Source organism: Pandoraea sp., from assembly GCF_041919235.1.
GTDB lineage: Bacteria > Pseudomonadota > Gammaproteobacteria > Burkholderiales > Burkholderiaceae > Pandoraea.
This window is the reverse complement of sequence record NZ_JAYRUC010000001.1, coordinates 237,480-263,010: the sequence shown is the minus strand read 5'-3', so window position 1 is coordinate 263,010 and position 25,531 is coordinate 237,480. Positions and strand designations below refer to the sequence as shown.

Sequence of the window (25,531 nt, the reverse complement as noted above, 5' to 3'; positions counted from 1 at the left end):
AGGCGCCGGCCGTGGTGCCGGGTCAGTTCGTGACGTTCGAAGGCATCGACGGCGCAGGCAAGAGCACGCACGTCAACGCGTTCGTCGACACGCTGCGTCAAGGCCTCGCCCGCGAGGGACGCAACGTGGTCGCCACGCGCGAGCCGGGCGGCACGCCGCTGGGCGAGGCCCTGCGCAAGCTGGTGCTCGATGAGCCGATGGATCTCGAGACCGAGGCACTGCTGATGTTCGCCGGACGCCGGGAGCATCTTGCAAAGGTGATTGAACCTGCGCTCGCGCGCGGCGATTGGGTCGTCTCCGATCGTTTCACCGATGCAACGTTTGCGTACCAAGGCGGCGGCCGGGGTCTGTCGCGCGACAAGCTGGCGGCGCTTGAGCGTTGGGTGCAGGGCACGCGTCAACCCGATCTGACGATTCTGTTCGATCTCGATCCGGCGATTGCCGCTGCACGGCTGGCAGGTGCCCGAGCGCCGGATAAGTTCGAGCGCGAATCGGCGGCTTTTTTCACTCGGGTGCGCGAGGAGTATCTGCGCCGCGCCGAGGAGTTTGCCGACCGATTCGTTGTGATTGACGCCGCGCAGCGCATCGAGGCGATCGCCGAGCAGCTCGCGGGCGTGTTCGCCCGTTTGGGCTTGCCGGGGCACGGATCGCGCTGACGCGCGATAATCCGGCTATTCCATCGAGCATCGGGACACGCGCTGAACATCGCCAGGACGGTTCGGGTCAATCCGGCCCCCTGGGTGGGTGGGCGCGGTGTCCCGCCAGACGCATTTCCGGCCAAGGAGCCTACATGCTGTATCCGTGGCAGTCAGAGGACTGGACACGCCTTAACGATCTGCGCGCCCAGATGCCGCACGCGCTGCTGTTGCAGGCTGTGCCCGGGATCGGCGAGCTGGCGCTTGCCCGTACGTTCGCGCAGGGGCTGCTGTGCGAATCGCTTGGCGACGATCACATGCCGTGCGGCACCTGCGGTGCGTGCCAATGGTTCGCCAGCGGCAATCACCCGGACTTTCGCGCCGTCTGCCCCGAGGCATTGGCCGATAGCTTGCCCGGTGCCGATGCCCGCGCCGACGCGGACGGCGACAAGAAGACCAAGACCCCGAGCAAGGAAATCAAGATCGAACAGGTGCGCGAAGTGATCGACTTCGCGAACCTGGGCTCGCACCGCCAGGGTCGGCGGGTCGTCGTGTTGTATCCGGCCGAGGCGCTCAACGTCCACGCGGCGAACGCTTTACTCAAAACGCTCGAGGAGCCGCCCGAGGGCGTGGTCTTCCTGCTGGTGACGACGCAGCCCGACCGGCTTCTGCCGACGATTCTGTCGCGCTGCCGTCGTCTGGTGCTCACCCGCCCGGACCACGCACAGGCCACACAATGGTTGATGGGCGAGGCCGGGTTGGACGCCGCCACCGCTGCCGCTGTGCTCGCCGAAGCGGGTGGGGCGCCGCTCGCCGCGCGCGCACTGGCGGAGCCGGACGAGCGCGGCTGGCGCGACTGGCTACTCGGTCAGCTTGCGCAGGGCGCGGCGATCGACGCCTTCGCCTGTGCCGAGCAACTGCACAAGGGGCATCTGCCGGGCATTCTGGAGACGTTGCAACGCTGGTGCTTCGACGTGCTCGCCGAGCGCATGGCGGGTAGCGTCCGATTCTTTCCGAGTCACGCCACTGCCTTGCGCCGGTGTGGCGACGCGACGGACGACGTCCGCTTGCTCGGCTTCCTGCGCGAACTCGCGCAGCAGCGTCATGTTCAGAATCACCCGCTCAATACGCGCGTGCTGCTCGAGGCGCTATTCCTGCAATACAAACAGTTGTTCGGTGGGCCGGCGTCGCTTTGACGCACGGCACCGGCATCCGATCGCCCATCATGTTCATCGATTCGCACTGTCACATCAATTTCCCGGAACTGGCCGAGCAAATGCCCGCCTTGCTGGCACGCATGCGCGAGAACAAGGTGAGCCACGCCCTGTGCGTTTCGGTCGATCTGCCGACGCTGCCGCAGGTCTTGGACATCGCCGCACAGCATGAAAACGTGTACGCCTCGGTGGGCGTGCATCCCGATTACGAAGACACGCCGGAGCCGAGCGTCGACGACCTCGTTCGACTGGCCGCCGCGCCCAAAGTGATCGCCATCGGGGAAACCGGACTTGATTATTTCCGGCTCGAAGGCCGGAGCGTCGAGGACATGGCGTGGCAGCGCGAGCGCTTCCGCACCCATATTCGTGCGGCACGTGCGACGGGCAAACCACTCATCATTCACACACGGGCCGCCGCCGAAGACACGCTGCGCATCATGCGCGAAGAAGCGGCGGGCGAAGCCGCTGGCGTGATGCATTGCTTCACCGAGAGCTGGGACGTCGCGCAAGGCGCGCTCGATCAGAATTTCTACATCTCGTTTTCAGGCATCGTTACGTTCAAGAGCGCGCGCGATTTGCAGGACGTCGCGCGACGCGTGCCGCTCGATCGCATGCTGATCGAGACGGATTCGCCGTATCTCGCTCCCGTGCCGTATCGCGGCAAGCTCAATCAGCCGGGCTACGTGCGCCATGTGGCGGAGTTCATTGCCGATCTGCGCGGCGAGCCTCTGCAGAAGATTGCAGACGCCACCACGGCAAACTTCTTCCGGCTGTTTGCCACGGCGAAGCCCTGACCCGCAGCACCCGATTGACCGATTTGCCTTTACCCTATTCAACGGACGACCGACAGGAGCCCCCGATGCCCAAATTTTCGATGATCCGAGCCTGGATGCTGCTCAGTGTGCTTTGTTTGACGGCGTGCGCCACGGCGGCCACGTCCAATTCGGCGCTGGTCAAGGCGGTTGTCTTCAACGATACGAAGTCGGTTGCCCAAGCCCTCAAGGCGGGTGTCGACCCCAATTCGACGGATGAAAAGGGCAATCCGCTGCTGGTGATCGCCATGCGTGAGAAGTCGGTGGACGTTGCACGATTGTTGATCAACGACAAGCGCACCGATCTCGATGCGACCAACGCGGCGGGCGAGAACGCGATGATGATCGCCTCGCTGCAGGGCCTCGCGCCGATGGTCAAACTGCTCATCGACAAGGATGCCGAAGTCAACAAGAAGGGGTGGGCGCCGCTGCACTACGCGGCGACCAACGGACATGACGATATCGTGCAGATGTTGCTCGATGCGTCGGCCTACGTCGACGCCGAGTCGCCCAACGGCACCACGCCCCTCATGATGGCTGCGCGCGGTGGTCACATCACCACATGCAAGGTGCTGCTCGACGGCGGCGCGGACGTCAGCCTCAAGAATCAGATCGGTATGACGGCCGTCGACTTTGCGACGCAATCCCATCAGACGGAAATCGCGGACGGCCTGCGCAAGCGTCTGGAGCAAATGCAGAAGTCGCGTCCGGCGGGCAAGTAAGGCGGCCCGCACGTCGCGATCGTGATTCGGCCGCCGCCGGCGTGACCGGCCTTGGTCCGATCCTCGGGCCATCGGGCCATCGGGCCATCAGGCCATCAGGCCGCGGCCGGTTGAGCGCAGCGCAATGGCGGTGGCTTGGCGCCAGCCTCGGGGGCGCGCAGGTCCGCAATGAAGCGATTGCGCCACGTCGACAGATTATGCTTGCGCAGTGTCGCCATCATGCGCTCGTAGCGTGTCTGTCGCTCGGACAGCGCCATGTTCAGCGCGGCGCGCAGCGCCTCGGCCATGCCGTCGATGTCGTAGGGATTCACGATCAGCGCGCCGTCCAGTTCCTGCGCGGCACCCGCAAAGCATGACAGCACCAGCACACCGGGGTCCGCCGGATCCTGCGCGGCGACATACTCCTTTGCCACGAGATTCATGCCGTCGCGCAACGGCGTGACGTAGCCCACCTGCGAGGCCCGGAAGAACGACATCAGCACCTCGTGATCGTAGCGTTTGTTGATATAGCGAAGCGGTGTCCAGGCCAGATCCGAGAAGCGGCCGTTGATGTGACCCGCCTCGGTTTCCAACTGGCGACGAATCTCGCCGTAGCCAGCGACGTCCGAGCGGCTGGGCGGCGCCACCTGGACGAAACTCACCGTCCCTTGCTGATTCGGCCACAGCTCGAGCAAGCGCTCGAACCCGCGAAATCTTTCGAGCATTCCCTTCGAATAATCGAGACGATCCACGCTCATGATGAGCTTGCGTTCCTGCAAACCCTGCTTCAGATCGAGGATGTGCTTGATCGTCGCTCGGGCGGTCGCCTGCTGCTGAATCTCGTCGGGATAGACGCCGATCGGATAGACACCCGTGCGCACTGCGCGCCCGTAGGCCGTGACGGTGCCATCCTCATGCAGGGTGGCGCCCACGTGTCGGACCAGATAGTCGGTGAAGGCCGTGCGATCGGTTTCGGTCTGAAAGCCCACGAGGTCGTATTCGCACATTGCCCGCACCAAGGCTTCGTGCGGTGGCACGGTCATGAGCACTTGCGGCGACGGGAACGGAATATGCAGAAAGAAGCCAAGCCGCTGCTTCACCCCGATCTGACGGCAGGCCTGTGCAAACGGGAGCAAATGGTAGTCGTGTACCCAGATCAGGTCGTCGTGTTCCAGGAGCGGTGCGAGTAACGCGGCGAAGCGCGCATTGACGTGGCGGTAGCCGTTGTAGTCGTCGCGTTGGTAGCGCGTGAGGTCGTCGCGGTAATGGAACGTCGGCCACAGCGTTGCGTTCGAGAAGCCGCGGTAATACGTGTTGTAGTCGCGGCGCGTGAGCGGCACGGTGGCGAAGGTGACGTTGTTGCGCTGGGCAATCTCGGGCGCGCTGGCCGGCTCGGCACGAATCTCCCCATTCCAGCCGAACCACATGCCGCCAGTGTTCTTGAGCGCTTCGAACACGCCGATGGCCAGTCCGCCGGCGGTGGGTTTGCCCTCGGTGATCGGGGCAACCCGGTTCGATACGATGACCAGGCGACTCATACGCCAATCTCCTGTGAGGCGAGGGGCGGAGCGCCGTGGCGCAATGTCAGCAGCCAGACCGTGAGCGCCTCCGGCGACGGCAGACGGTGGCGGGCGCAAGTCTCACCCTCGCCAATCTTGATCGTGATGCCGCCCAGCGCATTCACGTCGGCAAAGCCGGTCTCGTCGGTCAGATCGTCGCCAGCGAAGAGCGGTGTTCGCCCGGCGAAGGGAGCCTCCTTCAACAACGTGGTGATCGCGTGGCCCTTGCTGACGTGGCGAGGGCGCAACTCGAAGACGAGCTTGCCGGGTTGAAGCACGAAGCGCTCGGCGTGCAGCTCCGCCAGTTCGCGCAGCGTGTCGCGCGCCACGCCCGCGAGCTCGGGCGCACCGCGATAGTGAAGCGCGAGCGCGCTGCCTTTGTTCTCCAGCAGCAGCCCGGGGTGCCGGTCGACGAGCGCTTGCAGCGGGGCGATCATCGCCGCGATGTGTGCCGTGTCGGCGGCATGGCCGTCGGCGCGAACCCACGCGCCGCTCGCATGACGGATTTCCGCGCCATGCAGGCCGGCGGCAGGCACGCGCAATGGGGCCAGCAGGCCGTCGATATCGTCGATGGTCCGCCCGGACACGACGGCGATGGCGCCACGCGTGCGTTGGACCTGGCGGGGGAGCACGCTGGCCGTGTCGTGCGGCAGTTTGACGGCATCGGGTCGCGGCGCCAGCGGCGCCAACGTTCCGTCGAGATCGAAGAAAAAAGCGACCGAACTCACGTCGACATCGCAGTCGTCGGCCGGTGTCGTTGCCAAGGGGGCGGGCGGGGAAGACGCTAGGGGTTGCATGGCACTCCGTCGCTATCGTGCCGCAGGTCGAAAGGTCAAATCCGGGGCCGAGCGGCGGGCGCAGGGGAGGACAGACGGGACGTGACTTGCGGCGCTTCGGTGGGCAGGAGCGCGGACATCCGCGCGGGTGTATTCATCCTAGCTCGTCAAAAAGTGACAAGCGGTCGTCCATTCTATGAAACACATGTCGGACGACACCTACAAGGCCTGGAAAGCAAAATTGGTATTGAATATGAGAATCGTTTGCAATAACATTCAACAATTGCCGTAAAGTGCGCCATCGGGGATGGTGGCACGGCACACTTGCCACGCACGCGCCCACTTCGGTGCACGAACGTGCGTCGGACGACAACAATGATGAAAAGACTGTGGTTTCAGTTGCACTGGTGCTTTGGCATTACCGCCGGGCTGGTGTTGGCAGTGGTCGGTCTGACCGGCGCGCTGCTTTCCTATGACGACGCGCTCACCCGAGCCTTCAGTTCGGGTGTGATGACGGTGGCCCAGCGTGACTCGGCACCGTTGCCCATTCCCGAACTGATCTCAAGGGTACATGATGCGCAGCCCGACCGGCGCATTCTGCTCGTGACGGTGACGCGTTCGCCGGAGGATGCCGTCGGCGTGCGCCTGTCCGTAGGGGACGGTCCGCGCGGCGAGACGTACTACGTCGATCCGTACACGGGGCAGATGCTGGGCCGGTCGCAGGCCGATGCGGTCTTTCGCTTCATCATGGACATTCACCGCTTCCTGACGGTGGACGGGATAGGCAAGCAAATCACGGCGGCCGCTACGCTGCTGCTGTTCCTGCTGGCATTGAGTGGCCTTTACTTGCGTTGGCCGCGCCGGATTGGCCACTGGCGCACGTGGCTCCACATCGACTTCAAGAAGCGTGGCCGACCGTTCCTGTGGAACCTGCATGCGGTGATCGGCACGGTGGTGCTGGTGCCTTATCTGCTCTCGGCCACAACGGGGTTGTATTGGTCGTACGACACGTGGCGCGGCATGCTCTTCGCGATCGCGGGCGTGCCGCAGCCGGCGCGCACCCAGCCGATGCGGCACAAATCAGGCGAAGGCAAGACGGCGCGGCTGCCAGATCTTGCCGCGACAACGGCAAACGGCATCGACACGGTGTGGCGCAGTTTCACCGCACGCGTGCCGGACTACACCAAGGTGTATCTGCGTCCGGCGCGGGCGCCTGGAGGGCCGCTTCAGATGACGTGGCTCGACGCGTCGGCATCGCACGAGCGGGCATTCAGCCGTATGGATATCGATGCGGTGTCCGGCGAGATTCGCAACGAAGACCGTTACGCGCGCAAGACCTTGGGCGGACAACTGATGACGAGCATCTACGCGCTGCATCGTGGCAGCTTCTTCGGTCCGGTGGGCGTCGTCGTCATGATGTTCTCGAGCTTGATGATGCCGGTGTTCTTCATCACGGGCTGGATGCTCTATCTCGATCGTCGCAAGAAGAAGCGCTTGCTGGCGGCTTCGCGACCCGCCGCAGCGACGCGTGACCCGCAGGTATCGCAGGTAGCGCAGGTAGCGCAGGTATCGCAGATATCGGCGGGTGTATCGCTCGCGCATGACGGGGTGCTGATCGGCTATGCGAGCCAGAGCGGGGTGGCCGAGGGCCTCGCCTGGCAGACGGCCGGCCTGTTGCAGGGCGCGGGTGTGCCGGCGCAGATCCAGCCGCTGGCGCGCATCGGTCAGGCGCAACTCGGCGCGGCCAAACGGGCACTGTTCATCGTCAGCACATTCGGCGATGGCGAGCCGCCCGACAGCGCGCGCCGGTTTGCGCAACAACTGATGAACCAGGCAATGGCATTGCCGACGCTGCGCTTCGCCTTGCTCTCGCTCGGCGACAGCCACTATGACCGCTTCTGCGGATTCGGCCGCAAGCTCGATGGCTGGCTACGAGCGCAGGGCGGCGTGGCGGCGTTCGAGCCTATCGAAGTCGACCGGGGCGATCCGGGGGCATGGGCAAGGTGGCAGGCGCGCCTGGGCGAATGGCTGGGCTGTGCACTGGCGGCAGCGAACGCCGAGGACGGCCCGCGTTTCCAGTCGTGGACCCTGGTCGAGCGCGCGTGGCTCAATCCCGGCAGCGCCGGGTTGCCCGCCTATCACCTGGCCTTTACCCCGCCGCCGGGCGCGACCTGGGTTGCCGGCGATCTGGTCGAGGTGCTGCCGCGCCACCCGGTCGCGCACATCGATACCTTCCTCTCGGGCAGTGTCTGGGCACCCGATGTGCGCGTCAATATCGCGGGGCGTGAAACGACCTTGGGCGAAGCACTGCAAACGCGTGTGTTGCCCGACGCCGCACCGTCGGCGGGCATCGACGTGCAAGAATGGCTGGCGCGTCTGGCGCCGCTGCGGGCGCGCGAATATTCGATTGCGTCGACGCCCGGTGAGGGCCGATTGATGTTGCTCGTACGCCAGGCGCGCCATCCTGACGGAACGCTGGGGCTCGGTTCCAGCTGGCTTACCGACGCGGCAGCAGTGGGCGAGTGCGTGACGATGCGCGTGCGTCCCAACCCCGGCTTCCATGGCCCGGCGGATGCGAACGCTATGATCCTGATGGGTAACGGTACCGGCCTGGCCGGATTGCGTGCCCACCTTGCCGAGCGAATAGCGCGGGGGCAGATGCGCAACTGGCTGATTTTCGGTGAGCGCCAGGCGGCACACGATGCTTTCCACGACGCAACGCTGCGGGAGTGGCAGGCGCAGGGCGGTATTGCGCGTCTCGACCGTGTGTACTCGCGGGATCAGGCGCAACGCATCTATGTGCAGGATCGGGTGCGCGAGGCGGCGCAGGACATCGCCGCCTGGGTGGCGGATGGGGCGTCGATCTATGTGTGTGGCAGCCGCTGCGGCATGGCGTCCGCCGTTGATGCCGCGCTGGCAGAAGCGCTCGGCGAGGACGTTCTTCTCGATTTGTCGGCGCAAGGGCGTTATCGCCGCGACATCTATTAGGCGGGTTTCGGCGGTGCGCTAACGTGGCGACGGGGCTCGATGTCGATCGAGCCTTTTTCCATCGCCGTGCGCATCGGCATCATCGATGCCCGTCGTGCCGACGGCCACCTGCCAGCCTGCCCGAAGGTGGGGCGTTCGGCGTTGAAGGTGGCCGCTATCGCCTCGGTTATGGCTGCGGTTATGGCTGGATTATGGCTGGATTATGGCTGGATTATGGCTGCGGTTATCGCGGCATTCAGGCGGCGCGCGCCAGCGTCCCGAAGGGCGCGTTGACGTTGGCTTCACCGGCGGCGATCGCCTGCGAGCGAGCAGCTTCGTGGGACGACAGGCGGAACAGCGCCACCGACTCGCGCAGGCGTGCCGCTTGCGCTTCGAGCGCGGCAGCCGCGGCGGAAGCTTCTTCCACGAGTGCGGCGTTCTGCTGGGTCATTTCGTCCATCTGCGTCACGGCCCGGTTGACCTGTTCAATACCGCTCGACTGCTCGACGCTGGCTGCCGAAATTTCCCCCATGATGTCGGTCACGCGTTTAACCGACTGCACGACATCCACCATCGTCGTACCGGCGCGCTCGACCAGGCGGGTGCCGATCTCGACGCGGTTGCCCGACGCCTCGATCAATCCCTTGATTTCCTTTGCGGCCGACGCGCTGCGCTGCGCCAGCGTGCGGACCTCGCCCGCGACCACGGCGAAGCCACGGCCCTGCTCGCCGGCACGGGCCGCTTCAACGGCGGCATTGAGCGCGAGGATGTTGGTTTGGAAGGCAATGCCGTCGATGACCGTCAGGATATCGGTGACCTTCTGCGACGCCTCGGCGATGTCGCGCATCGTCGCCACGACTTCCTGCACCACGTCACCGCCGCGCGATGCGGTCTCCGACGCCGTGACAGCCAATTGGCTCGCGGCGCGGGCGTTTTCGGCGTTCTGTTTGACGACGGCTGTGAGCTCTTCCATGCTCGCGGCCGTCTGCTCCAGCGACGACGCCTGCGATTCGGTGCGCTGCGAGAGATCGGCGTTACCGTCGGCAATCTCGCGGGCGCTCGCGTGAATGGCTTCGGTGCTCTCGCGCACCGTGCCGACCGTGCTGGCGAGGCCGTCGCGCATGCGCCCGAGTGCGCCGAAGAGTTGACCCATCTCGTTACGCGTGCGCTGTTCGATACGCTGACTCAGATCACCGGCGGCGATCCGCTCGAAATGAGAGATCACTTCGCGGATCGGACGCAGCACGGCGCGCGCGAGCATGGCGCGGCCCCACAGCGCGAGCAGCAGCGCAACCGCCAACGTCACGCCCATCGCAATGCGCATGCGGCTGTAGCGCTGCTGCGCGGCCTCAAAGCGGGCCTTCTGACGTGCAACCTGAATGTCCTGCAGCTCGCGCATGGCCGCATCGACGGCGCCATACGCTGCCGGGGCGATGCGCGCCTGAATCTGGTGGAACCCGGCCACGTCGCCTTGCTTCAGGGCGTTGAGTGCGGGCGTCACAACCTTATCGAAAAAGGCCCGCCGCTTGTCGTCGGCCGATTTTGCCAACTCCGCTTCGTGCGCATCTTCTTTGGGACGTTTCAGATAATCGTTCCACAGGGCGTCCGACGTGGCGATGTATTGGGTACCGCGCTTGAGTACCTTTTCGGATTCCTCCGGATTCCCCCCGAGGCTGACGTACGAAGCGTAGGTAGCCATCGACATACGGGTTCGCAGAATCTCCTCGCCGGTGCCCTTGAGTTCCGCCAGGGCGGGGGTGTCCTCCGTGGCCATCTTGCTCAGGGATTCATTGCTGGAACCCAGCGCCTGAAGGCCGAGAACGCTGACGAGGACGAGCAGTGCACCAAGCAAACCTAGCACCAGCGTGAGACTGGTCCGAATCGTGATGTTCTTATACATGGCGGTCGATGGATGGAATGTCCGGGGCGCGGCGTCGGCAGGGCCTCCTTGTCCGTCTGAGTACGCAAGACGGGGTAAAGGGAATATCGGCAATCGGGCGGCAGAACTTGAGTCATTTGGCTCGGGGGATTCCGAAAGTGCGGCGTCCGCAAAAGAAGATCGGAATTTGCGCAGTCGCAAACGCCTTGCAAAAGGCCAGACTTCAAGACTCTTTCTGTTTCTTCAGTACGCCGAAGCGCGCGAATCGTGATGAGGCGTCAACGACGCGATGAATCTCGACAACTTCAATTTCCAACGTGGTGGCTGCGACGCCGCAGGGTATGAGCCGCAAGGTCCGGGGGCGGCGGCGCTGAGCGGGCCGGACGGCTATGTAAGCGGCGACCCGTGGGGCGTCAGTACCTTTCGATTGGCATTGGTGCACGAGTTGCGGGCACCGTTGCAGGTGTTGCAGGGCCATCTGGATGCGCTGTGCGACGACGTCGGCCGGGCTGACGGACCGTGCGGTCCGGTAGGTCCGGTAGGTCCGGTAGGTTCGGTTGGCCCGGAGGGGGCGGACAGTTCCGGCGGCGGGGTGGGGGCGATGGCGCCCCGGGAGCGACTCGGCGCCATGCGAAACATGCTCGGCGTGGTCGCCAGCGCGGTGGACGACGTGCTGCAGCTTGGACAGGGCGGTGTGCCCGAACTGCCGCTAAGAGCGTCGGTCTTCGAGGTGCGCGCGTGTCTTGACGAGGAGATCGAACTGTTCGCGGGGGCGGCGCGTGCCAAAGGGCTCGTACTCGAGTGTCACATCGCCGGGGACGTGCCCGTCACGATGCGCGCTGACGCGGCGCGCTTGCGTCAGATTTTGCGAACGCTGCTCGACAACGCATTGAAGTACACCGTCTGCGGCGGTATCGCCATCAGGGCGTCGTGGAACGCAACGCCCGACGCCGCGACGAGTGCGGTCGATCCGGCCTCGCTCGGGCGCAGGCGTGAGGGCGAATCGGGGCAACTGACGATTCACGTGAGCGACACCGGGCCAGGAATCCCTGCCGGCATGGAGAACGCGGTCTTCGCGGCGTTTGCCCGTGCCGACCGCTCGGTGCCTGGCACAGGGCTGGGGCTTTGGATCGCCCAGCAATGGGCGCAGCGCATGGGGGGATCACTGTGTGTGGAGCCGTCGACGACGGGGGCGCGCTTCCGGCTGTCGGTACCGTTCGTGATGCCGTGCGCGTCGCCGCGTGCCGGCGTGGCGGATGCTGCGGTGCGGCGGGGGAACGCGCCGACGGCCGCCGTGCCGGTGGTGCCGGTCGCGCCCGTCGTGCCTGCCGTACGCGTTGACGTACGTTCCGGCTTGCTGGCGCTGGTGGTCGACGACCACGTCATGAATCGCGCCATCCTCACCGACCAACTGACGTCGCTCGGGTGCATCGTCAAGAGCGCCGAAGATTTGACCGATGCGTTGTTGCAATGGACTTCGCACGATGTCGATGTCGTGCTCACCGATGTGCAACTGGGCGACGCGTCGGGACTGACGCTGGCGAAGGCGCTTCGTGCGCTTGCACCGGTGCTTGGGCGCCGCGCGCCGGTGGTGTTTGCGGTGACAGGGTCGGTGGTGGGGGCGCGTGCCGCGCGAGAGGCCGGGATCGACGATGTGCTCACGAAGCCTGTCTCGCGCCAGCGGCTCGCGCAAACGCTGGCGGTACGCTGGCCCTGCATGAAGGATGCGCCGGTTGCACCGTCCGGCACAGCCGAGCGCCCGAAGGCACGTCGGCCGTCGCTGGCGGACGACCCTTACGCGCGGCGCATGATGCGCGACGAAATGGCGAAGGATCTCGCTCGCTTTCGCCGGCTGATTGCGACCCGTCGCGCGGAGGACATCGATGCTGCGCAGGCATTGCTGCATCGAATGCGCGGGGCGTGCCGGATGTTCGGCGACCCGTCGTTGACGGCGCGGTGCGACCGGCTATCCGAGAAACTGGCGGAGGTCCGGGTCGCGCCGGGCGCTCAGAGATAGCGGTAGACGGCGAGAAAGTGGCAGGCGGTGCCGCCGATGGCGAACAGATGCCAGACAAAGTGACCGAACTTGATACGGCCGTCGAGCGAGTAGAAGAGGGCGCCCACGGTGTAAGCAACGCCTCCGGCATACAGCCAGTCGGCACCGGGGCCAGGGATGGCGGCGAGCACCGGGCCGGCCACCAGCACGGCGACCCAGCCCAGACCGACGTAGAGCAAGGTGGAGACGAGCGGGCGGTCGAGCAGGCCAAGCCCCTTGGCGATCAGCCCGGCAATGGCCATCGTCCACACGCCGGTGAGCAGGGGCCAGCCCCAGGGGTCGTTGAGAATCTTGAGGGTGAAGGGGGTGTACGTCCCGGCAATGAAGAGAAAGATGGCGCAATGGTCGACGCGCATGAACAGCCGCTTTGCGCGGCCGTCAGGCAGTCCGTGATACAGGGTGGACGCCAGATAGACGACCACCATGGTGATGGCAAACACGCCGATGCCGATCTGCTGCACGGTACTCGGCAGCGGGGGGCGGACCGCAGTAAACAGGAAAGGAATTGCGGCGAGGGCCGCCAGGCAGGCAATGCCGTGGCTGACGCTATTGGCAAGTTCTTCACTACGAGTTTGTGCACGCGCTGTCGGTTTCATTCTGCATCACCCTGTGAAGACGTAGCGATCAGGCGGGGTGTGCTTCACGCCACTTGCGAACGGCTTCCATCGTATTGGCGACGTGCTTGTCCGGATTGAGGCTCACGTAGCTGTAGATCACCTTGCCGTCTGGCGCAATGACATACGAAACGCGATTGGCGTAATCGGGTTTGAGCGAGAGCACGGCGTCGTAGGCGCGCATGATGTGCTGGTCGGTATCGGCTGCCACGGCAAACTTGCTGCGGCACTCGGACACGGAAAACTTATTAAGCGTGTCGATGTTGTCGTGCGACACGCCGATGACGGTCGCGCCCATCGCCTTGAACTTGTCGGTCGCCTCGGCGAAATCGTGCGCTTCAATCGTGCAACCTTGGGTGAACGCGGCCGGATAGAAGTACAGCACGACGGGGCCCTTCTTGAGGGCGTCGGCGAGCGAGAACGTGAAGACTTTGCCGCCGAGCGAGGCTTGGGCAGAGAAGTCCGGCGCCTGTGTACCGTTCTTCAGTGCGGCATGTGCGGGGATGAAGCACCAGGCGGTCACGCCGACAATGGCGGCCGCGGCAGCGATTGCGAACCAACGTTTCATGCAGGGCTCCCGGAGTGAATGCTCAAGAATAAAGAATAGAGGCTAGCGAAGGCGCTGTCCAACAGGCACAAATGTCGTTCGACGCGACCGGCAACGTGGCGTCGACGTCGTGTCGGCGGGCAACAGTCTACTGCGGATCTCGTGACACGGTTTTGTCAGCGTAGCGTCATGAAGCGCGCAAATGCGATCGGACACGCCCGTCGCGAGGGCGGTCAACGCACCCGGCGACCGTTCCGGTTGGCGAGTCGCGGTCATTGCACTCGGCGGTCGGTTCCGGGCCGTGGTGCTGGCGGATGGCACTCGGCGGTCGCTTCCACCCAGTTCGCGCCGCCGGTCATCGCTCCCAGTCAGCGCTCCCGGTCAGCGCTCCCAGTCAGCGTTCCCGGTCAGCGTTCCCGGTTGTCGCTCCCGATCGGCAGGACGGTGGTCGACTTGATCTGCGAGAGCGCGATCATCGAATTGACCTCCTGCACCATCGGCAACTGCGAAAGGCGCTCAAAGAAGAAGCGCTCGTACGCTTCGACGTCGCGCGTGACGATGCGCAGCAGGAAGTCGACGTTGCCCATGAGCACATGGCACTCGAGCACTTCGGGGAATGCCTGAATCGCCTTCGAAAACTCAGGCAGCGCGTTGCGGTTGTGTCCGGCGAGCTTCACGTGTGCGAAGAGCATCACGTTCAGGCCGACCTTCTTTCGGTCGACGAGCGCAACGCGTCGCTCGATGACACCCTCCGCGTCGAGCCGGTCGATGCGGCGCCAGCACTGCGACTGCGAAAGTCCAATGCGCTCACCGATTTGCGCCGCCGAGAGTGAAGCATCCTCCTGAAGCAGTGCGAGGATTTTTTCATCGAAATCGTCGATTTGCATGATTAAGTCTCAAACATTGCTAAATATGAATGAATCATGTGAAATCGACGGGATTTTGTCAACGATACGCGAAGCATTTGCCGGGCGATGCCCGTAAGCTTGACTTCCATTAGGCCGATTTGCCACAACACTCCGTTCCGCTTCGGCGGAATCTGCAGGAAACCGCATACCCATGAAACTCGACCTGACGCTCCCTGCTGCCGAACCCGCGACCGGCGCCGTTGCCCAGCCCGTGACGCCGTTGTCTGCCAAAGGCGCCGACCTCATTGCACGCACGCTGGTCGATATCGGCGTCGATACGGTGTTCTGCTATCCGGGCGGCGCCAACCTCGAAATGCTCGATGCGCTTTCACGCGTGGCGATCACCCTCATACGCACCGAGCATGAGCAAGGGTCGGTCTTCGGCGCGCAAGGCTATGCCCGCGCCACGGGCAGGCTCGGCGTTTGCCTGGCGACCTCCGGCCCCGGCGCGACCAATCTGGTGACGGGCATTGCCGATGCCGCGAGCGATTCCGTACCGATTCTCGCCATCACCGGCAACGTTGCCACGCATTGGCTCGGCAAGAACGCGTTTCAGGAAGTGGACATCGTCGCGATCACCCAACCGGTGACGAAGCTCGCCCGGCAGATACGCGAAGCGCGGGACATTCCCGCCGCGTTGCGTGAGGCGGCCGCGTGCGCGTTGGCGGGGCGCCCTGGCCCAGTCTTGCTCGATTTCCCGAAGGACATTCAGCAGGCACGCCCCGACCAGCCGACCGACAAGCGCTTCACCGCCCCGGTGCCGATGGGAATGAGCGACGAGACGGCGCAACGCATCGCGGCCTTGCTCGCCCATAGCGAGCGCCCGGTGATCTACGCCGGGGGCGGCGTTATCGCATCGGGCACCGGCGCGCGGCTGGTGGCGCTGGCCGAAGCGCTCGATTGCCCCGTGGCGCTCACGATGATGGGCCTCGGCGCGATGCCGGACGACCATCGGCTGCTGCTCGGCCCGCTCGGCATGCATGGCGCGTACGCGGCCAACGTTGCGCTCAACGAGGCCGACGTCGTGCTGGCGCTCGGCGTGCGTTTCGACGACCGGGTGATTGGCGATCCGGCGTCGTTCGCGCGGCACGCGAAAATCGTGCATATCGATGTCGATGCCGCCGAAATCGGCAAAAACAAGCCCGTCACGCTCGGCGTGCATGCAGATTTGCGCGACGCCTTCACTGGCCTGCTCGCGCATGCCGAGCGCCGCAACGTGCCGGACTGGCACGCCTATCTGCGCGGCCGGAGCGAGGCGCACCCGCTGCGCGCACCCCGGCACGCCGCCACCGGCGACGCGCACGTGCTCACGGGCGTCGATGTCATCTCCGCGCTCGCGGCGCTGCTGCCGCCGCAGGCGGTCGTGACCACGGGCGTGGGGCAGCACCAGATGTGGGCGATGCAACATCTTCGCCTTCGCGCACCACGCACTTTCCTGTCCAGCGCAGGGTTCGGCACGATGGGCTTCGGTTTGCCCGCGGCGATCGGTGTCAAAGCGGCGTTGCCGGACGTGCCGGTCATCGACATCGACGGCGACGGCAGCCTTAACATGTCCGTCAACGAATTGTCGACGTGTCGCCGTTATGGGCTGGGCGTGAAGGTGCTGGTCATCAACAACCAGTGGCTCGGCATGGTTCGGCAATGGCAGGACATGATCTACGCGCGCAACCGCGTGGCGTCGTCGCTGGTCGACCCGAACGTGGCGCACGGGGCAGACGGTGGGCGCCCGTATCCCGATTTCGTCACGATTGCCGCCGGGTACGGTGTGGCCGGCGCCCGGGTCACCCGGGCCGACGCATTGCCCGCCGCGCTCGCACGCATGCTCGAAGACCCGAGCGAGCCATATTTGCTGGACGTGCTCGTCGCCCGCGAGGACGACGTTTATCCGATGATTCCCGCCGGCAAGTCGTATCGCGACATGGTCTTCGGTCCCGGCCAGTCGTCCGGGACGATCGCGGCGGGCGCTTTCTGATTCGGCGCTTGCGGGCCGGGGTCGGGGCGCAGACGGACACCGGGCATTTGCCTCGATGGCATTCCCATTGCGTGGGAATTTTGAGTCGCGTCGCTAGATCGCAACGCCGCCGCTGCGTCGCGGCGGCTTTTTTTCGTTCGGGGAACGGCGAGGAGTATCATTGCGCTCTTTCAAGAAATCTCCCCAAGGAAATCAATATGTTGACGAAGCGCCTCGTGGTGGCCGCCGCCTGTATTCTGACGACCTTCTTCGCGGTGCCGGCGGCACAGGCCGCCGATCCGACCTACACCGTGGGCGCAGGCGGTACCTATCGCCCGTTCGAGTTTGAAACACCGCAGAAGGAGTTGGCCGGCTTCGATATCGATATCATCAAGGCGATCGGCAAGGCGGGCGGATTCAACGTGAAACTGGTCAGTACGCCGTGGGAAGGCATCTTCGCCACGCTCGACCAGGGCGACCGCGACATCATCATTTCCGGTATCACGATTACCGACAAGCGCCGTGAAATGGTCGATTTCTCGGCCCCGTACTTCCCGGCCGATCAGGTCATCATCACCGCGCCGGGCGCCAAGGTCGCTGGCCTGGCCGACCTGAAGAAGCTGCAGGTGGGGGTGGTCAATTCGAGCACGGGCGACATCGCCGTCTCGGACGAACTGGGCCGCACGAGCATCGCGATCCGCCGCTTCGACAACACCCCGCTCATGCTCGAAGAGCTGTATCGCGGTGGTGTGGACGCCGCCGTGGGCGACGTGGGCGTGATCAAGTTCTACATCAAGAGCCATCCGGAGAAGCCGTTCAAGCTGGTCTACGACAGCAAATTCAAGCGTCAGTACTTCGGCATCGCGGTGAAAAAGGGCAACAAGGTCGCGCTCGACAAGATCAACACCGGTCTGAAGAAGATCGTGGCTGACGGCACCTACGCCAAGATCTACAAGCACTGGTTCGACGCCGAGGTGCCGTCGCTGCCGCAACAGTAAGCAACGCGTGTAAGATTCGCGCCACGCGCGCCAGAGATCTGGCCACTCGCGGCCCGTGAGCTGATCGTCGACTGCCGACGTCAACCCCCGGGCCGCGAGCGTTTTTCCGCCGGCCAGCCGGTTTGTTTCATTTTGTGAGAAAGGTGCTTCATGGGTGGGTTCCAGTGGAACATCATCAGCGAATACATGCCTCTGTTCGTCGAGGGCACGCTGATGACGCTCAAGTGCACGGTGATCTGCGTGATCGCCGGCACGTTACTTGGGCTCGTGCTTGGCGTCGGCCGTCTGGCCGAAGCGCGTCACGGCTTCTACAAGTATTTCCTGCGCTACGCGGTGCAATACCCGGTGCGCTTCTACGTCAGCTTCTTTCGCGGCACGCCGCTGTTCGTGCAGATTCTTCTGATTCACTTCGCGCTGATGCCGCTGTTGATCAACCCGTCCGACGGATGGATCGTGAGCGGCGACCTCGCGCGCGAGATCCGCTCGCAATACGGCGCGTTCATGTCGGCGGTGCTGGCCATCTCGCTGAATGCCGGGGCCTACGTTTCCGAAATTTTCCGCGCAGGCATTCAATCCATCGATCGCGGTCAGGCCGAAGCGGCCCGTTCGCTGGGCATGACCTATATGCAGACGTTGCGTCGCGTGGTGCTGCCGCAGGCATTCCGCCGCATGCTGCCGCCGCTGGGTAACAATGCCATCGCGATCGTGAAGGACTCGTCGCTCGCGTCGGCGATCGGTCTGGCGGAACTGGCATACGCTGCACGCACGGTGTCGGGCGCCTACGCCCGCTACTGGGAGCCGTACCTGACGATTTCGCTCATTTACTGGGTGATCACGCTGGTGCTCTCGGCATTTGTTCAACATCTGGAAACGAGGTACGGCAAAGGTGATCGTCGTCAATAATCTGCAGAAGCAGTACGGCGCGGCGCACGTACTGCGTGGCATTTCCTGCCGCATCGAAGAAAGCGAAGTCGTTTGTGTGATCGGCCCGTCGGGCTCGGGCAAGAGCACGTTCCTGCGCTGCCTGAACGGTCTGGAAGATGTGAGCGGCGGCGAAGTACTCGTCAACGGCTTCCACGTGGAGGACCCGAAGACGGATATGAACGCCATGCGTGCGAGCGTGGGCATGGTGTTCCAGCGCTTCAACCTGTTCCCGCATATGACGGTGCTCGAGAACCTGATCCTCGCGCCGATGCAGGTCAACGGCATCAAGCGTGGCGAAGCGGTGACCATCGCCGAGCAACTGCTGCGCAAGGTCGGCCTGATCGACAAGATCGACGCGTTCCCGAACCAGCTCTCGGGCGGTCAGCAACAACGCGTGGCGATTGCGCGCGCGCTCGCCATGCAGCCCAGGGTCATGCTCTTCGACGAGCCGACCTCGGCGCTGGACCCGGAACTCGTGGGCGAAGTGCTCGAAGTCATGAAGTCGCTGGCCGACGAAGGCATGACGATGGTCGTCGTGACCCACGAGATGGGCTTTGCGCGTGAAGTCTCCGACCGGGTCCTCTTCATCGATCAGGGCGTGATCATGGAAGAAGGCAAGCCGGAGCAGATGTTCACGGCCCCCAAGCACGAGCGCACGCGCGAATTCTTGCGCAAAGTCCTGTAATTGACTCGATGTCGATGCGCGCGGAGGTATATCCGCGCGCCGCATCTGATTACAATGCGGGGGTACGCGCGCCGAGTGCCCGTGCCGTCCGGCACCGGCGCGCCGCAGGCACCCTGAGCCTACAGCCAGGTTTTTTCACAGGGCAGTGACCTTTGTCGAGGTCTGCCCCGCAATCGCAGATTGCACTCCGATTTCACGAGGTAGTCATGAGCCAGCCAATCGCTGTGACCCGCCAGACGTTCGACGACGTGATGGTGCCCAATTACGCTCCTGCCCAGATGGTGCCCGTGCGCGGCGAAGGCTCGCGCATGTGGGACCAGCAGGGCCGTGAGTATGTCGATTTCACCGGCGGTATCGCGGTCAACGCGCTCGGCCATGCCAACCCGGAACTGGTGAAGGTCATCGAAGCCCAGGCGCGCAAGGTCTGGCATATCGGCAATGGCTACACCAACGAGCCCGTGCTGCGTCTGGCCAAGGCGCTCACCGAGGCGACGTTCGCCGACAAGGCGTTCTTCTGCAATTCGGGTCTGGAAGCCAACGAAGCCGCCCTCAAACTTGCGCGTCGCTACGCCTACGACCACGCGGCCGAGCGCGGCGGCAAGGAAAAGTTCGAAATCATTTCGTTCTACAACTCGTTCCACGGCCGTTCGCTCTTTACCGTGAGCGTCGGCGGTCAGGCGAAGTACACGGAAGGTTTCGGCCCTGTGCCGGCCGGCATCATGCACCTGCCGTACAACGACCTGGCGACGGCCGAGGCGACGATTTCCGAGGCCACGGCAGCCGTCATCGTCGAACCGGTGCAAGGCGAGGGCGGCGTGCTGCCGGCCGATCCGGAATTCCTGGAGGGACTGCGCGCCTTGTGCGACAAGCACGATGCGTTGCTGATTTTCGACGAAGTGCAGACAGGGGTCGGCCGCACGGGTACCTTATACGCGTATGAGCAATATGGCGTGACGCCCGACATCCTGACCACCGCCAAGGCGCTGGGCAACGGTTATCCGATTGGCGGCATGCTCACCACGAGCAAGATCGCGGCGAGCTTCTCGCCGGGCACGCACGGCTGCACCTATGGCGGCAACCCGCTCGCCACGGCGATTGCCGGGCGGGTGCTCGAACTGATCAACACGGCCGAGACGCTCAACGGTGTCAAGGCGCGTCACGATCATTTCATCCAGGGCATCGAGGCGATCAACGCGCGTCATGGCGTGTTCGACCGGGTGCGCGGCATGGGGCTGCTCATCGGCGCAGTGCTCAAGCCGGCATTCGCGGGCCGCGCGAAGGACATCGTGATGGAAGCGGAGAAGCACGGTTTGATGCTGTTGGTGGCCGGCGGCGACGTGGTCCGTTTCGCACCGGCGCTGAACATTCCGTTCGCCGACATCGACGCCGGTCTCGCGTCGCTGGAGAAGGCGGTCGCGGCCGTTGCCGCCACGGCGAAGGCGGCCTGACAGCGCCCCGACAGCGCCCCGACATCGCCCCGACATCGCGATCTGAGTCACACGCGTGAAAAACTTCGGGCCGGACCGGCGGATGACGTCGCTCCGGCCCTTGTTTCACCCACCTCGCCGGATGTGCCTATGACCCGTCAATCGAAAATGGCGATTCCCCCTCACGTGGCGGCCGACACCGTCTCGCCGGACTTGTCGGCCGATGGGGCGGCGACCTCGCTGCGTGTGGTGCGTCTGGCTCGTCGCGAGGATCTGCCCGCACTGCTCGCGCTCGCGGCGCTGGCGGGGCCGGGCATGACGTCGTTCAAACCCGATCCGGCGGCGCTCGAAGCGCGTCTGGCTCGCGTTGCCGCCACCGTGCGCGGTGAAGCGCCCACGGCGGAGCAGGGGTATCTGTTCGTGATGGAGGATGCCGCGAGCGGCGAGATCGCGGGCGTGTGCGGACTCGAGGCGGCCGTTGGGCTGGAGCAGCCGTTCTATACGTATCGCAAGGATACGATTGTCCATGCGAGCCGCGAGTTGAACGTCTGGTCGCGAATGTTGACGCTCTCGCTCTCGAACGACCTCACCGGATATAGCGAGCTGTGCTCGTTGCTGCTCGATCCGATGTGGCGCGGGCACGGCAATGGCGCCTTGCTCTCCAAGGCACGCTTTCTTTTCATGGCGCAGTTCCCCGAGCGCTTCGGTCCGCACGTCTGTGCCGAGCTGCGCGGCTTTTTCGACGACGACGGGCAGAGTCCGTTCTGGCAGTCGCTCGGACACCATTTCTTCAAGATCGATTTCGATCAGGCGGACTACCTCACCTCCATCGGCAAGAAGTCGTTCGTGGCCGAATTGATGCCGAAGTATCCCCTCTACGTCGACTTTCTCTCGCCTCAGGCGCAAGCCGCCATCGGCGTGACGCATCGCGATACGCTGCCGGCCCGGCGTTTGTTGGAACAGGAGGGCATGCGCTTCGGTGCGCATGTCGACATCTTCGACAGCGGACCGGTGCTTGAGGCTCGCGTGGCGGACTTGCGCGCGGCACGCGACAGCCGCTATCTCAGCGTCAACATCGCGACGCGTCCCGGCGAGGAGGGGAGTCCGGCGTCGAACGTCCCTAACGCCGAGCCTTACCTCGTGGCACGCCTCGGGTTGGACGACTTTCGCGCGACGCTGGTCGAAGGGCGTCCGGAGCGGCGCGCGTTCACGCTCAGTCCGCTCGCAGCGCAGGCGCTTGGCGTCTCACAGGGGGACCGCATTCAAGTGTTGCCGCTCAAGCCGCCGCGTGCCGAGGCTGTCTAGACGCGACGCAAAAGCGGTTCGATCCCACGCCGTCAGAACTCAATCGTTGCCGTCACCGTGTCGGTGTAGACGCCGGGGGCCGGTGTCGATTGAGCGGGCACGCGTGCGTGGATCGGAATGAACTGAACGAGTCCCGTGCCAACGCCGGTTAGTTGCGACGTTCCCGCGGTTCCATCCCCCCAGATCGCGGCGTAGCCGCTGTCCAGATACAGTTGATAGTTGACGCTCGCGCCCGTGGGGCCAGCCATATGGCGCGAGGTGACGGTGCCCATTGACCCGCCGGACAAACTCACGCGATACGCGTCGTTCCGCGTGCATTGCACGGTTAGCTGGCCCGCGCCGGCGATGGGATTGGCGAGCGCGGACTGCGTGGCGAAGACGATGTTCGTGGCGGCGATCGTGCAGTTGTTGATGACGGTCACGTTCGTGGTGAACGGTGTGCCCGGCACGGCGGTCATCGCGCTGCCGCAGGCGGGGGGCGGTGACAGGAGTGCGTAGGGCGCATATTGCAGGTTCGTGTCCGCCGACGTGAACGCCCGGGTGTAGACGGTGTTGCTGCTGCCCGAGGTCGGCACGGTGGTCTGCGCCGCCGAGATTCGCCCGTAGAAGTTGACGTTCTGCGTGACGGTACCGCCCAGGATATTACGGGTCATGGTGAGCGCGATCATCTGACTGGGGCTGCTGCCCCACGCGTTGGAGAACGACGGGTCGATGAAGAGTCCGAATTGGATGGCATTGCCGGCGTTGGTGAGCGTGAGCGGCTGGCTCGCGTTCAGCGCGACACAGAGCTGGACGTTGGGATGGCCTCCGAGCAGCGGCCATGTGCATGAGACGGGAAGGGTTCCCGTCGCCGAAAGGGCGGCGCTGGAGATCGGACTGAAGGCGGCGAATGCGAGCGATGGCGTACCGACCGAACAGATCTGCGCCTGCGAACCGGCACTCAGGAACATATAACCCGCTGCCACGGAACAGCGCTGCCATGCCCGCCGTGTCTTCGGTGCCCACCTCGCGTCTGTCATGACGCGTTCTCCGGTGGGGAGGGCGAGAGGGCAGAGGGCGAGAGTGCCGAGGGCGATGCAGAGGGCTTGTCCGGCGGCGTGGGCGCGAGGCGCTCGCTGGCAAGGGTGCCGAATGCGACGCATTCGAGCGGGCCGACGCGGGTGATCCGGCCATCCGCGGGCGGGCGCCAGTCGAACGAGACCCGGCAGCGCTGTCCGGCGTCGCGCGACTCGAGCGTATTCCGAGGCCCGAGGGCATCGATAAAGACCTCGCCGTCGTAGCCGACCACCGTCACGAAACCGCTCTGCACGTGGCGTACCGATGTGCCTGGACGCAGCGGCTGGCCCGTTGCGTCCACGAGCGTGACGAGCGCGGCGCGGTAGCGGCGCACCGGGAAGCGCACCAGCACGCCGCTGCCCGACTGCGGTGCAATGCGGCGCTCGGTGGTCGCCACCTCCAGGTCGACGGGCAGATGCATGGGATCGATGCCGATCAGCGACGCTTCGAACCCGTTGAGATCCGGCACGAGGAAGTAGCCGCGCGAATCCGTGCGGCCAATGGGCACCGACTCGCGCAGCACGGGGACGTCGGCCTGCCGATCGGCGCTCACGAGTGCGAACGCGTCGTAGGTGCGGCGTGTGGCGTGCACGCTGTTGTCCATGACGACGAGTGCCCCGGTCATGCCGAGGGCGGCGCCCGTTTGAGAGCCGACCTGTTGGGCGAGGGCCGAGATCTGGCCGTGTCGTCCGAGATATTGCAACTCGCCTTGCGCGGTGCGTTGCGAGAATGCGCGCCCGCCGAGGACCTGCCAACCCCATCCGCCGCCATAGTCCGGCGCGCGGCTCGCGCCCGCCCATGCCTGCGTCTGTCCGTCCTGCTGGTTGAACGACGCGGTGCCCAATGCGCCGCCGCCCAGCAAGACGCTCAGCATGGCGAACACCCCATGGGAGCGGCGGTGGGCGAAATCGCGAAAGCCGCCGATGGAGAGCATGCCGCGCGTGCTTGCGGGGAGCGACACACTTGCGGAGAGCACGCGGGTTGCCGGCTGATGTGCCGTGCGCTGGGCGAACCAGGCGAGCGACGCCGTGCTGCTGTGCCCGAGCGGCACCGACACGCTTACGCGGTCGCTGGCGCGCGGCGCGGGCACGCCGTCGAGCGACGCGATATCGCGATAGCGGCCGGCCGTCCGAATCATTTGGGCGTCGATGCCGAAGCGTCGCGACAGGTATTGATAACCTGCGCTCCACTGCGTGCCGGTGCCCCGGCCGCTCGAGAGGGCGACCGATGCGCTGACCACGCCCGCCTGGCCGAGCGTCGTGAGCGCACCCACGCCGCCCAGTGCAAGCCGTCGTCCGGCCTGCGCCTGGGCTTCGAGCGTCATGGTGTCGGTTGCGCCATAGCGCGCGGTAATCGATGCGACCGGCTGACGGCGATAGGAGAACGAGCGCACGCCGTAATCGTCGCGCGGCAACCCCGCTTCTACGGAGAAGCTCGACAGGCCGGGCGCCAGCAGTCGCGGATCGATATAGAGCGGCACAGTGACGACCTGCTCGCGCCCGAGCGCGTCGCGCGTGACGACGCTCGCCTGCAGGTCGCCGGTGAGGCCGGGCGCCTCTTGAATGACAAACGGCCCCGGCGGCACGCGCCCGCTCATGCGTCGCACGCCATCGAGATACAGATCGACCGACGACGGGACCACGGCGCTGCCGCGTAACGCCGGTATCGGAAAGGTCACCAGGTCAGGGCGCAAGCTGAAGTTGCGGCGCCATTGCAGACCGGCGATGCGCACGGAACGCGTCCATGAGAGCGAGCCGGTGATGACGTCGCCCGCTGCCCAGGTGGTCACGCGGGCCGGATCGTCGTGCTGCCACCATGTGTCGTACCGGCGGTAGCCGTGCCGCCAGGCAGAGTATTCGACGAGACCCGTCTGCCGAACCGTGCCACCCGGCCAGAAGCCGCGGACTTCGCTCCAGACGGACGCGCGCGTGCGCCGATCACGCTGGACATACCCATCGTAGTTGACGAGCACGCCGGTGCCTGACGTCGCGCTTACGATGACCGGTCGTGGACTGCCGAGCGGGTAAGGTGCGAGCCACGCGTCGCCGACCTGCAACGCCAGCGTCTGATGCGCGGCGTTGTAGGTTGCCCGGATGCCGTCGAGCGAATCGAGCGCGACTTCGGTGGCGTCGTGCTGCGGCAGGCGGGCAGACGTCAATCCCAGTGCGCGAAGATCGCCTGCGCGCATGAACCAGCGTCCCTCGCGACGCACGAACGGCGCAATCTGTCCATTCGCCTCGCCGTTGACGACGACCTCCAGCACGTAAGGTCCGTCGAGCCGCGAAGTGGCACCGGGGCGCGGCGGAACATGCGTGGCGGCGGCGCGCAAGGCGGCGTCGTCGCCCATCTCCGTGCCTGAGACGTCATACAGTGGCGCTTGTCCGTCTTCGCTGGCGGTCGAGGCGGTCGAGGCGGGCGCAGCGTACAGGTCGCTCACCCTGCCGAAGGCGGTCAGGCCGAGTGTCATCGACGTGGCCACCGCAGCGGCCAACGCCCCGGATGCCGTCCTGGTCCTTC

21 protein-coding genes are annotated in these 25,531 nt (G+C 65.1%); 13 read left to right on the top strand and 8 right to left on the bottom strand.

From position 1 onward, the window contains the following. The first annotated feature begins 11 nt into the window (after positions 1–11). From tmk to ACE3UG_RS01115, 4 genes are all read left to right on the top strand, one after another. The gene (gene tmk, locus ACE3UG_RS01130; protein WP_374618649.1) at positions 12–656 is read left to right on the top strand and encodes a dTMP kinase; all 645 of its coding nucleotides are present in this window, start codon (positions 12–14) and stop codon (positions 654–656) included. Between the two features lie 134 nt (positions 657–790). After that, entirely contained in the window at positions 791–1,831 is a 1,041-nt protein-coding gene (gene holB, locus ACE3UG_RS01125; RefSeq protein WP_374618470.1) for a DNA polymerase III subunit delta', read from the top strand. A gap of 29 nt (positions 1,832–1,860) precedes the next feature. Then, positions 1,861–2,643: a TatD family hydrolase gene (locus ACE3UG_RS01120; RefSeq protein ID WP_374618468.1), complete on the top strand. Its 783-nt coding sequence runs from the start codon at positions 1,861–1,863 to the stop codon at positions 2,641–2,643. A 65-nt stretch (positions 2,644–2,708) separates the two neighbouring features. Further along, positions 2,709–3,383, top strand: coding sequence for an ankyrin repeat domain-containing protein (locus tag ACE3UG_RS01115; protein ID WP_374618466.1), 675 nt, complete (start codon positions 2,709–2,711; stop codon positions 3,381–3,383). Positions 3,384–3,478: 95 nt separating this feature from the next. On the opposite strand, the gene otsA is transcribed toward ACE3UG_RS01115, so the two are convergent. Continuing rightward, positions 3,479–4,900, bottom strand: a complete 1,422-nt coding sequence (otsA, locus tag ACE3UG_RS01110) for an alpha,alpha-trehalose-phosphate synthase (UDP-forming) (RefSeq protein WP_374618464.1) — start codon at positions 4,898–4,900, stop codon at positions 3,479–3,481. Continuing rightward, on the bottom strand, positions 4,897–5,718 hold the full coding sequence (otsB, locus tag ACE3UG_RS01105) for a trehalose-phosphatase (RefSeq protein WP_374618462.1): 822 nt from the start codon (positions 5,716–5,718) through the stop codon (positions 4,897–4,899). The genes otsA and otsB overlap by 4 nt, the downstream gene beginning before the upstream one ends. Positions 5,719–6,072: 354 nt before the next feature. Between otsB and ACE3UG_RS01100 the strand changes: the two genes are divergently transcribed. Together ACE3UG_RS01100 and ACE3UG_RS01095 are read left to right on the top strand one after the other, a co-directional pair. Then, positions 6,073–8,685, top strand: coding sequence for a PepSY domain-containing protein (locus tag ACE3UG_RS01100; RefSeq protein ID WP_374618460.1), 2,613 nt, complete (start codon positions 6,073–6,075; stop codon positions 8,683–8,685). A gap of 39 nt (positions 8,686–8,724) precedes the next feature. Further along, positions 8,725–8,958 (top strand): hypothetical protein, encoded by a 234-nt coding sequence (locus ACE3UG_RS01095; RefSeq protein ID WP_374618458.1) that lies wholly within the window; start codon positions 8,725–8,727, stop codon positions 8,956–8,958. Here ACE3UG_RS01095 and ACE3UG_RS01090 read toward each other — a convergent pair. Beyond that, complete coding sequence (locus ACE3UG_RS01090; RefSeq protein WP_374618456.1) at positions 8,921–10,564, bottom strand: methyl-accepting chemotaxis protein; 1,644 nt, start codon at positions 10,562–10,564, stop codon at positions 8,921–8,923. The genes ACE3UG_RS01095 and ACE3UG_RS01090 overlap by 38 nt on opposite strands. Positions 10,565–10,832: 268 nt before the next feature. Between ACE3UG_RS01090 and ACE3UG_RS01085 the strand changes: the two genes are divergently transcribed. After that, positions 10,833–12,560 carry a response regulator gene (locus ACE3UG_RS01085; RefSeq protein WP_374618454.1) on the top strand — a complete coding sequence of 576 codons (1,728 nt, stop codon included), beginning with the start codon at positions 10,833–10,835 and terminating at the stop codon, positions 12,558–12,560. Here ACE3UG_RS01085 and ACE3UG_RS01080 read toward each other — a convergent pair. The 3 genes from ACE3UG_RS01080 to ACE3UG_RS01070 form a co-directional block, all read right to left on the bottom strand. After that, on the bottom strand, positions 12,551–13,195 hold the full coding sequence (locus ACE3UG_RS01080; RefSeq protein WP_374618453.1) for a hemolysin III family protein: 645 nt from the start codon (positions 13,193–13,195) through the stop codon (positions 12,551–12,553). The genes ACE3UG_RS01085 and ACE3UG_RS01080 overlap by 10 nt on opposite strands. Positions 13,196–13,223: 28 nt before the next feature. Beyond that, the gene (locus tag ACE3UG_RS01075; protein WP_374618451.1) at positions 13,224–13,781 is read right to left on the bottom strand and encodes a peroxiredoxin; all 558 of its coding nucleotides are present in this window, start codon (positions 13,779–13,781) and stop codon (positions 13,224–13,226) included. Between the two features lie 386 nt (positions 13,782–14,167). After that, the gene (locus tag ACE3UG_RS01070; protein WP_374618449.1) at positions 14,168–14,647 is read right to left on the bottom strand and encodes an Lrp/AsnC family transcriptional regulator; all 480 of its coding nucleotides are present in this window, start codon (positions 14,645–14,647) and stop codon (positions 14,168–14,170) included. Between the two features lie 172 nt (positions 14,648–14,819). Between ACE3UG_RS01070 and ilvB the strand changes: the two genes are divergently transcribed. The 6 genes from ilvB to astA all read left to right on the top strand — a co-directional run bounded on the left by ilvB (position 14,820) and on the right by astA (position 21,958). After that, entirely contained in the window at positions 14,820–16,640 is a 1,821-nt protein-coding gene (gene ilvB / locus ACE3UG_RS01065) for a biosynthetic-type acetolactate synthase large subunit (protein WP_374618447.1), read from the top strand. Between the two features lie 197 nt (positions 16,641–16,837). Then, entirely contained in the window at positions 16,838–17,617 is a 780-nt protein-coding gene (locus tag ACE3UG_RS01060; RefSeq protein WP_374618445.1) for a basic amino acid ABC transporter substrate-binding protein, read from the top strand. A 150-nt stretch (positions 17,618–17,767) separates the two neighbouring features. Further along, positions 17,768–18,520, top strand: a complete 753-nt coding sequence (locus tag ACE3UG_RS01055; protein WP_374618444.1) for an amino acid ABC transporter permease — start codon at positions 17,768–17,770, stop codon at positions 18,518–18,520. Further along, positions 18,504–19,226 (top strand): amino acid ABC transporter ATP-binding protein, encoded by a 723-nt coding sequence (locus ACE3UG_RS01050; RefSeq protein ID WP_374618443.1) that lies wholly within the window; start codon positions 18,504–18,506, stop codon positions 19,224–19,226. The genes ACE3UG_RS01055 and ACE3UG_RS01050 overlap by 17 nt, the downstream gene beginning before the upstream one ends. Positions 19,227–19,432: 206 nt before the next feature. Continuing rightward, a complete protein-coding gene (locus tag ACE3UG_RS01045) occupies positions 19,433–20,674 on the top strand; it encodes an aspartate aminotransferase family protein (protein ID WP_374618442.1) in 1,242 nt (413 codons plus the stop codon). A gap of 219 nt (positions 20,675–20,893) precedes the next feature. Then, entirely contained in the window at positions 20,894–21,958 is a 1,065-nt protein-coding gene (astA, locus tag ACE3UG_RS01040) for an arginine N-succinyltransferase (RefSeq protein ID WP_374618646.1), read from the top strand. Positions 21,959–21,990: 32 nt separating this feature from the next. On the opposite strand, the gene ACE3UG_RS01035 is transcribed toward astA, so the two are convergent. Further along, positions 21,991–22,977, bottom strand: coding sequence for a spore coat protein U domain-containing protein (locus ACE3UG_RS01035; RefSeq protein ID WP_374618440.1), 987 nt, complete (start codon positions 22,975–22,977; stop codon positions 21,991–21,993). Further along, complete coding sequence (locus ACE3UG_RS01030) at positions 22,974–25,481, bottom strand: fimbria/pilus outer membrane usher protein (protein ID WP_374618439.1); 2,508 nt, start codon at positions 25,479–25,481, stop codon at positions 22,974–22,976. The genes ACE3UG_RS01035 and ACE3UG_RS01030 overlap by 4 nt, the downstream gene beginning before the upstream one ends. Positions 25,482–25,531 lie beyond the last annotated feature (50 nt).

Coding starts and splice junctions, on each gene's coding strand:
- holB (WP_374618470.1), top strand. CDS start 791: ATGCTGTATCCGTGGCAGTCAGAGGACTGGACACGCCTTAACGATCTG.
- ACE3UG_RS01120 (WP_374618468.1), top strand. CDS start 1,861: ATGTTCATCGATTCGCACTGTCACATCAATTTCCCGGAACTGGCCGAG.
- ACE3UG_RS01115 (WP_374618466.1), top strand. CDS start 2,709: ATGCCCAAATTTTCGATGATCCGAGCCTGGATGCTGCTCAGTGTGCTT.
- otsA (WP_374618464.1), bottom strand. CDS start 4,900: ATGAGTCGCCTGGTCATCGTATCGAACCGGGTTGCCCCGATCACCGAG.
- otsB (WP_374618462.1), bottom strand. CDS start 5,718: ATGCAACCCCTAGCGTCTTCCCCGCCCGCCCCCTTGGCAACGACACCG.
- ACE3UG_RS01100 (WP_374618460.1), top strand. CDS start 6,073: ATGATGAAAAGACTGTGGTTTCAGTTGCACTGGTGCTTTGGCATTACC.
- ACE3UG_RS01095 (WP_374618458.1), top strand. CDS start 8,725: ATGTCGATCGAGCCTTTTTCCATCGCCGTGCGCATCGGCATCATCGAT.
- ACE3UG_RS01090 (WP_374618456.1), bottom strand. CDS start 10,564: ATGTATAAGAACATCACGATTCGGACCAGTCTCACGCTGGTGCTAGGT.
- ACE3UG_RS01085 (WP_374618454.1), top strand. CDS start 10,833: ATGAATCTCGACAACTTCAATTTCCAACGTGGTGGCTGCGACGCCGCA.
- ACE3UG_RS01080 (WP_374618453.1), bottom strand. CDS start 13,195: ATGAAACCGACAGCGCGTGCACAAACTCGTAGTGAAGAACTTGCCAAT.
- ACE3UG_RS01075 (WP_374618451.1), bottom strand. CDS start 13,781: ATGAAACGTTGGTTCGCAATCGCTGCCGCGGCCGCCATTGTCGGCGTG.
- ACE3UG_RS01070 (WP_374618449.1), bottom strand. CDS start 14,647: ATGCAAATCGACGATTTCGATGAAAAAATCCTCGCACTGCTTCAGGAG.
- ilvB (WP_374618447.1), top strand. CDS start 14,820: ATGAAACTCGACCTGACGCTCCCTGCTGCCGAACCCGCGACCGGCGCC.
- ACE3UG_RS01060 (WP_374618445.1), top strand. CDS start 16,838: ATGTTGACGAAGCGCCTCGTGGTGGCCGCCGCCTGTATTCTGACGACC.
- ACE3UG_RS01055 (WP_374618444.1), top strand. CDS start 17,768: ATGGGTGGGTTCCAGTGGAACATCATCAGCGAATACATGCCTCTGTTC.
- ACE3UG_RS01045 (WP_374618442.1), top strand. CDS start 19,433: ATGAGCCAGCCAATCGCTGTGACCCGCCAGACGTTCGACGACGTGATG.
- ACE3UG_RS01035 (WP_374618440.1), bottom strand. CDS start 22,977: ATGACAGACGCGAGGTGGGCACCGAAGACACGGCGGGCATGGCAGCGC.
- ACE3UG_RS01030 (WP_374618439.1), bottom strand. CDS start 25,481: ATGACACTCGGCCTGACCGCCTTCGGCAGGGTGAGCGACCTGTACGCT.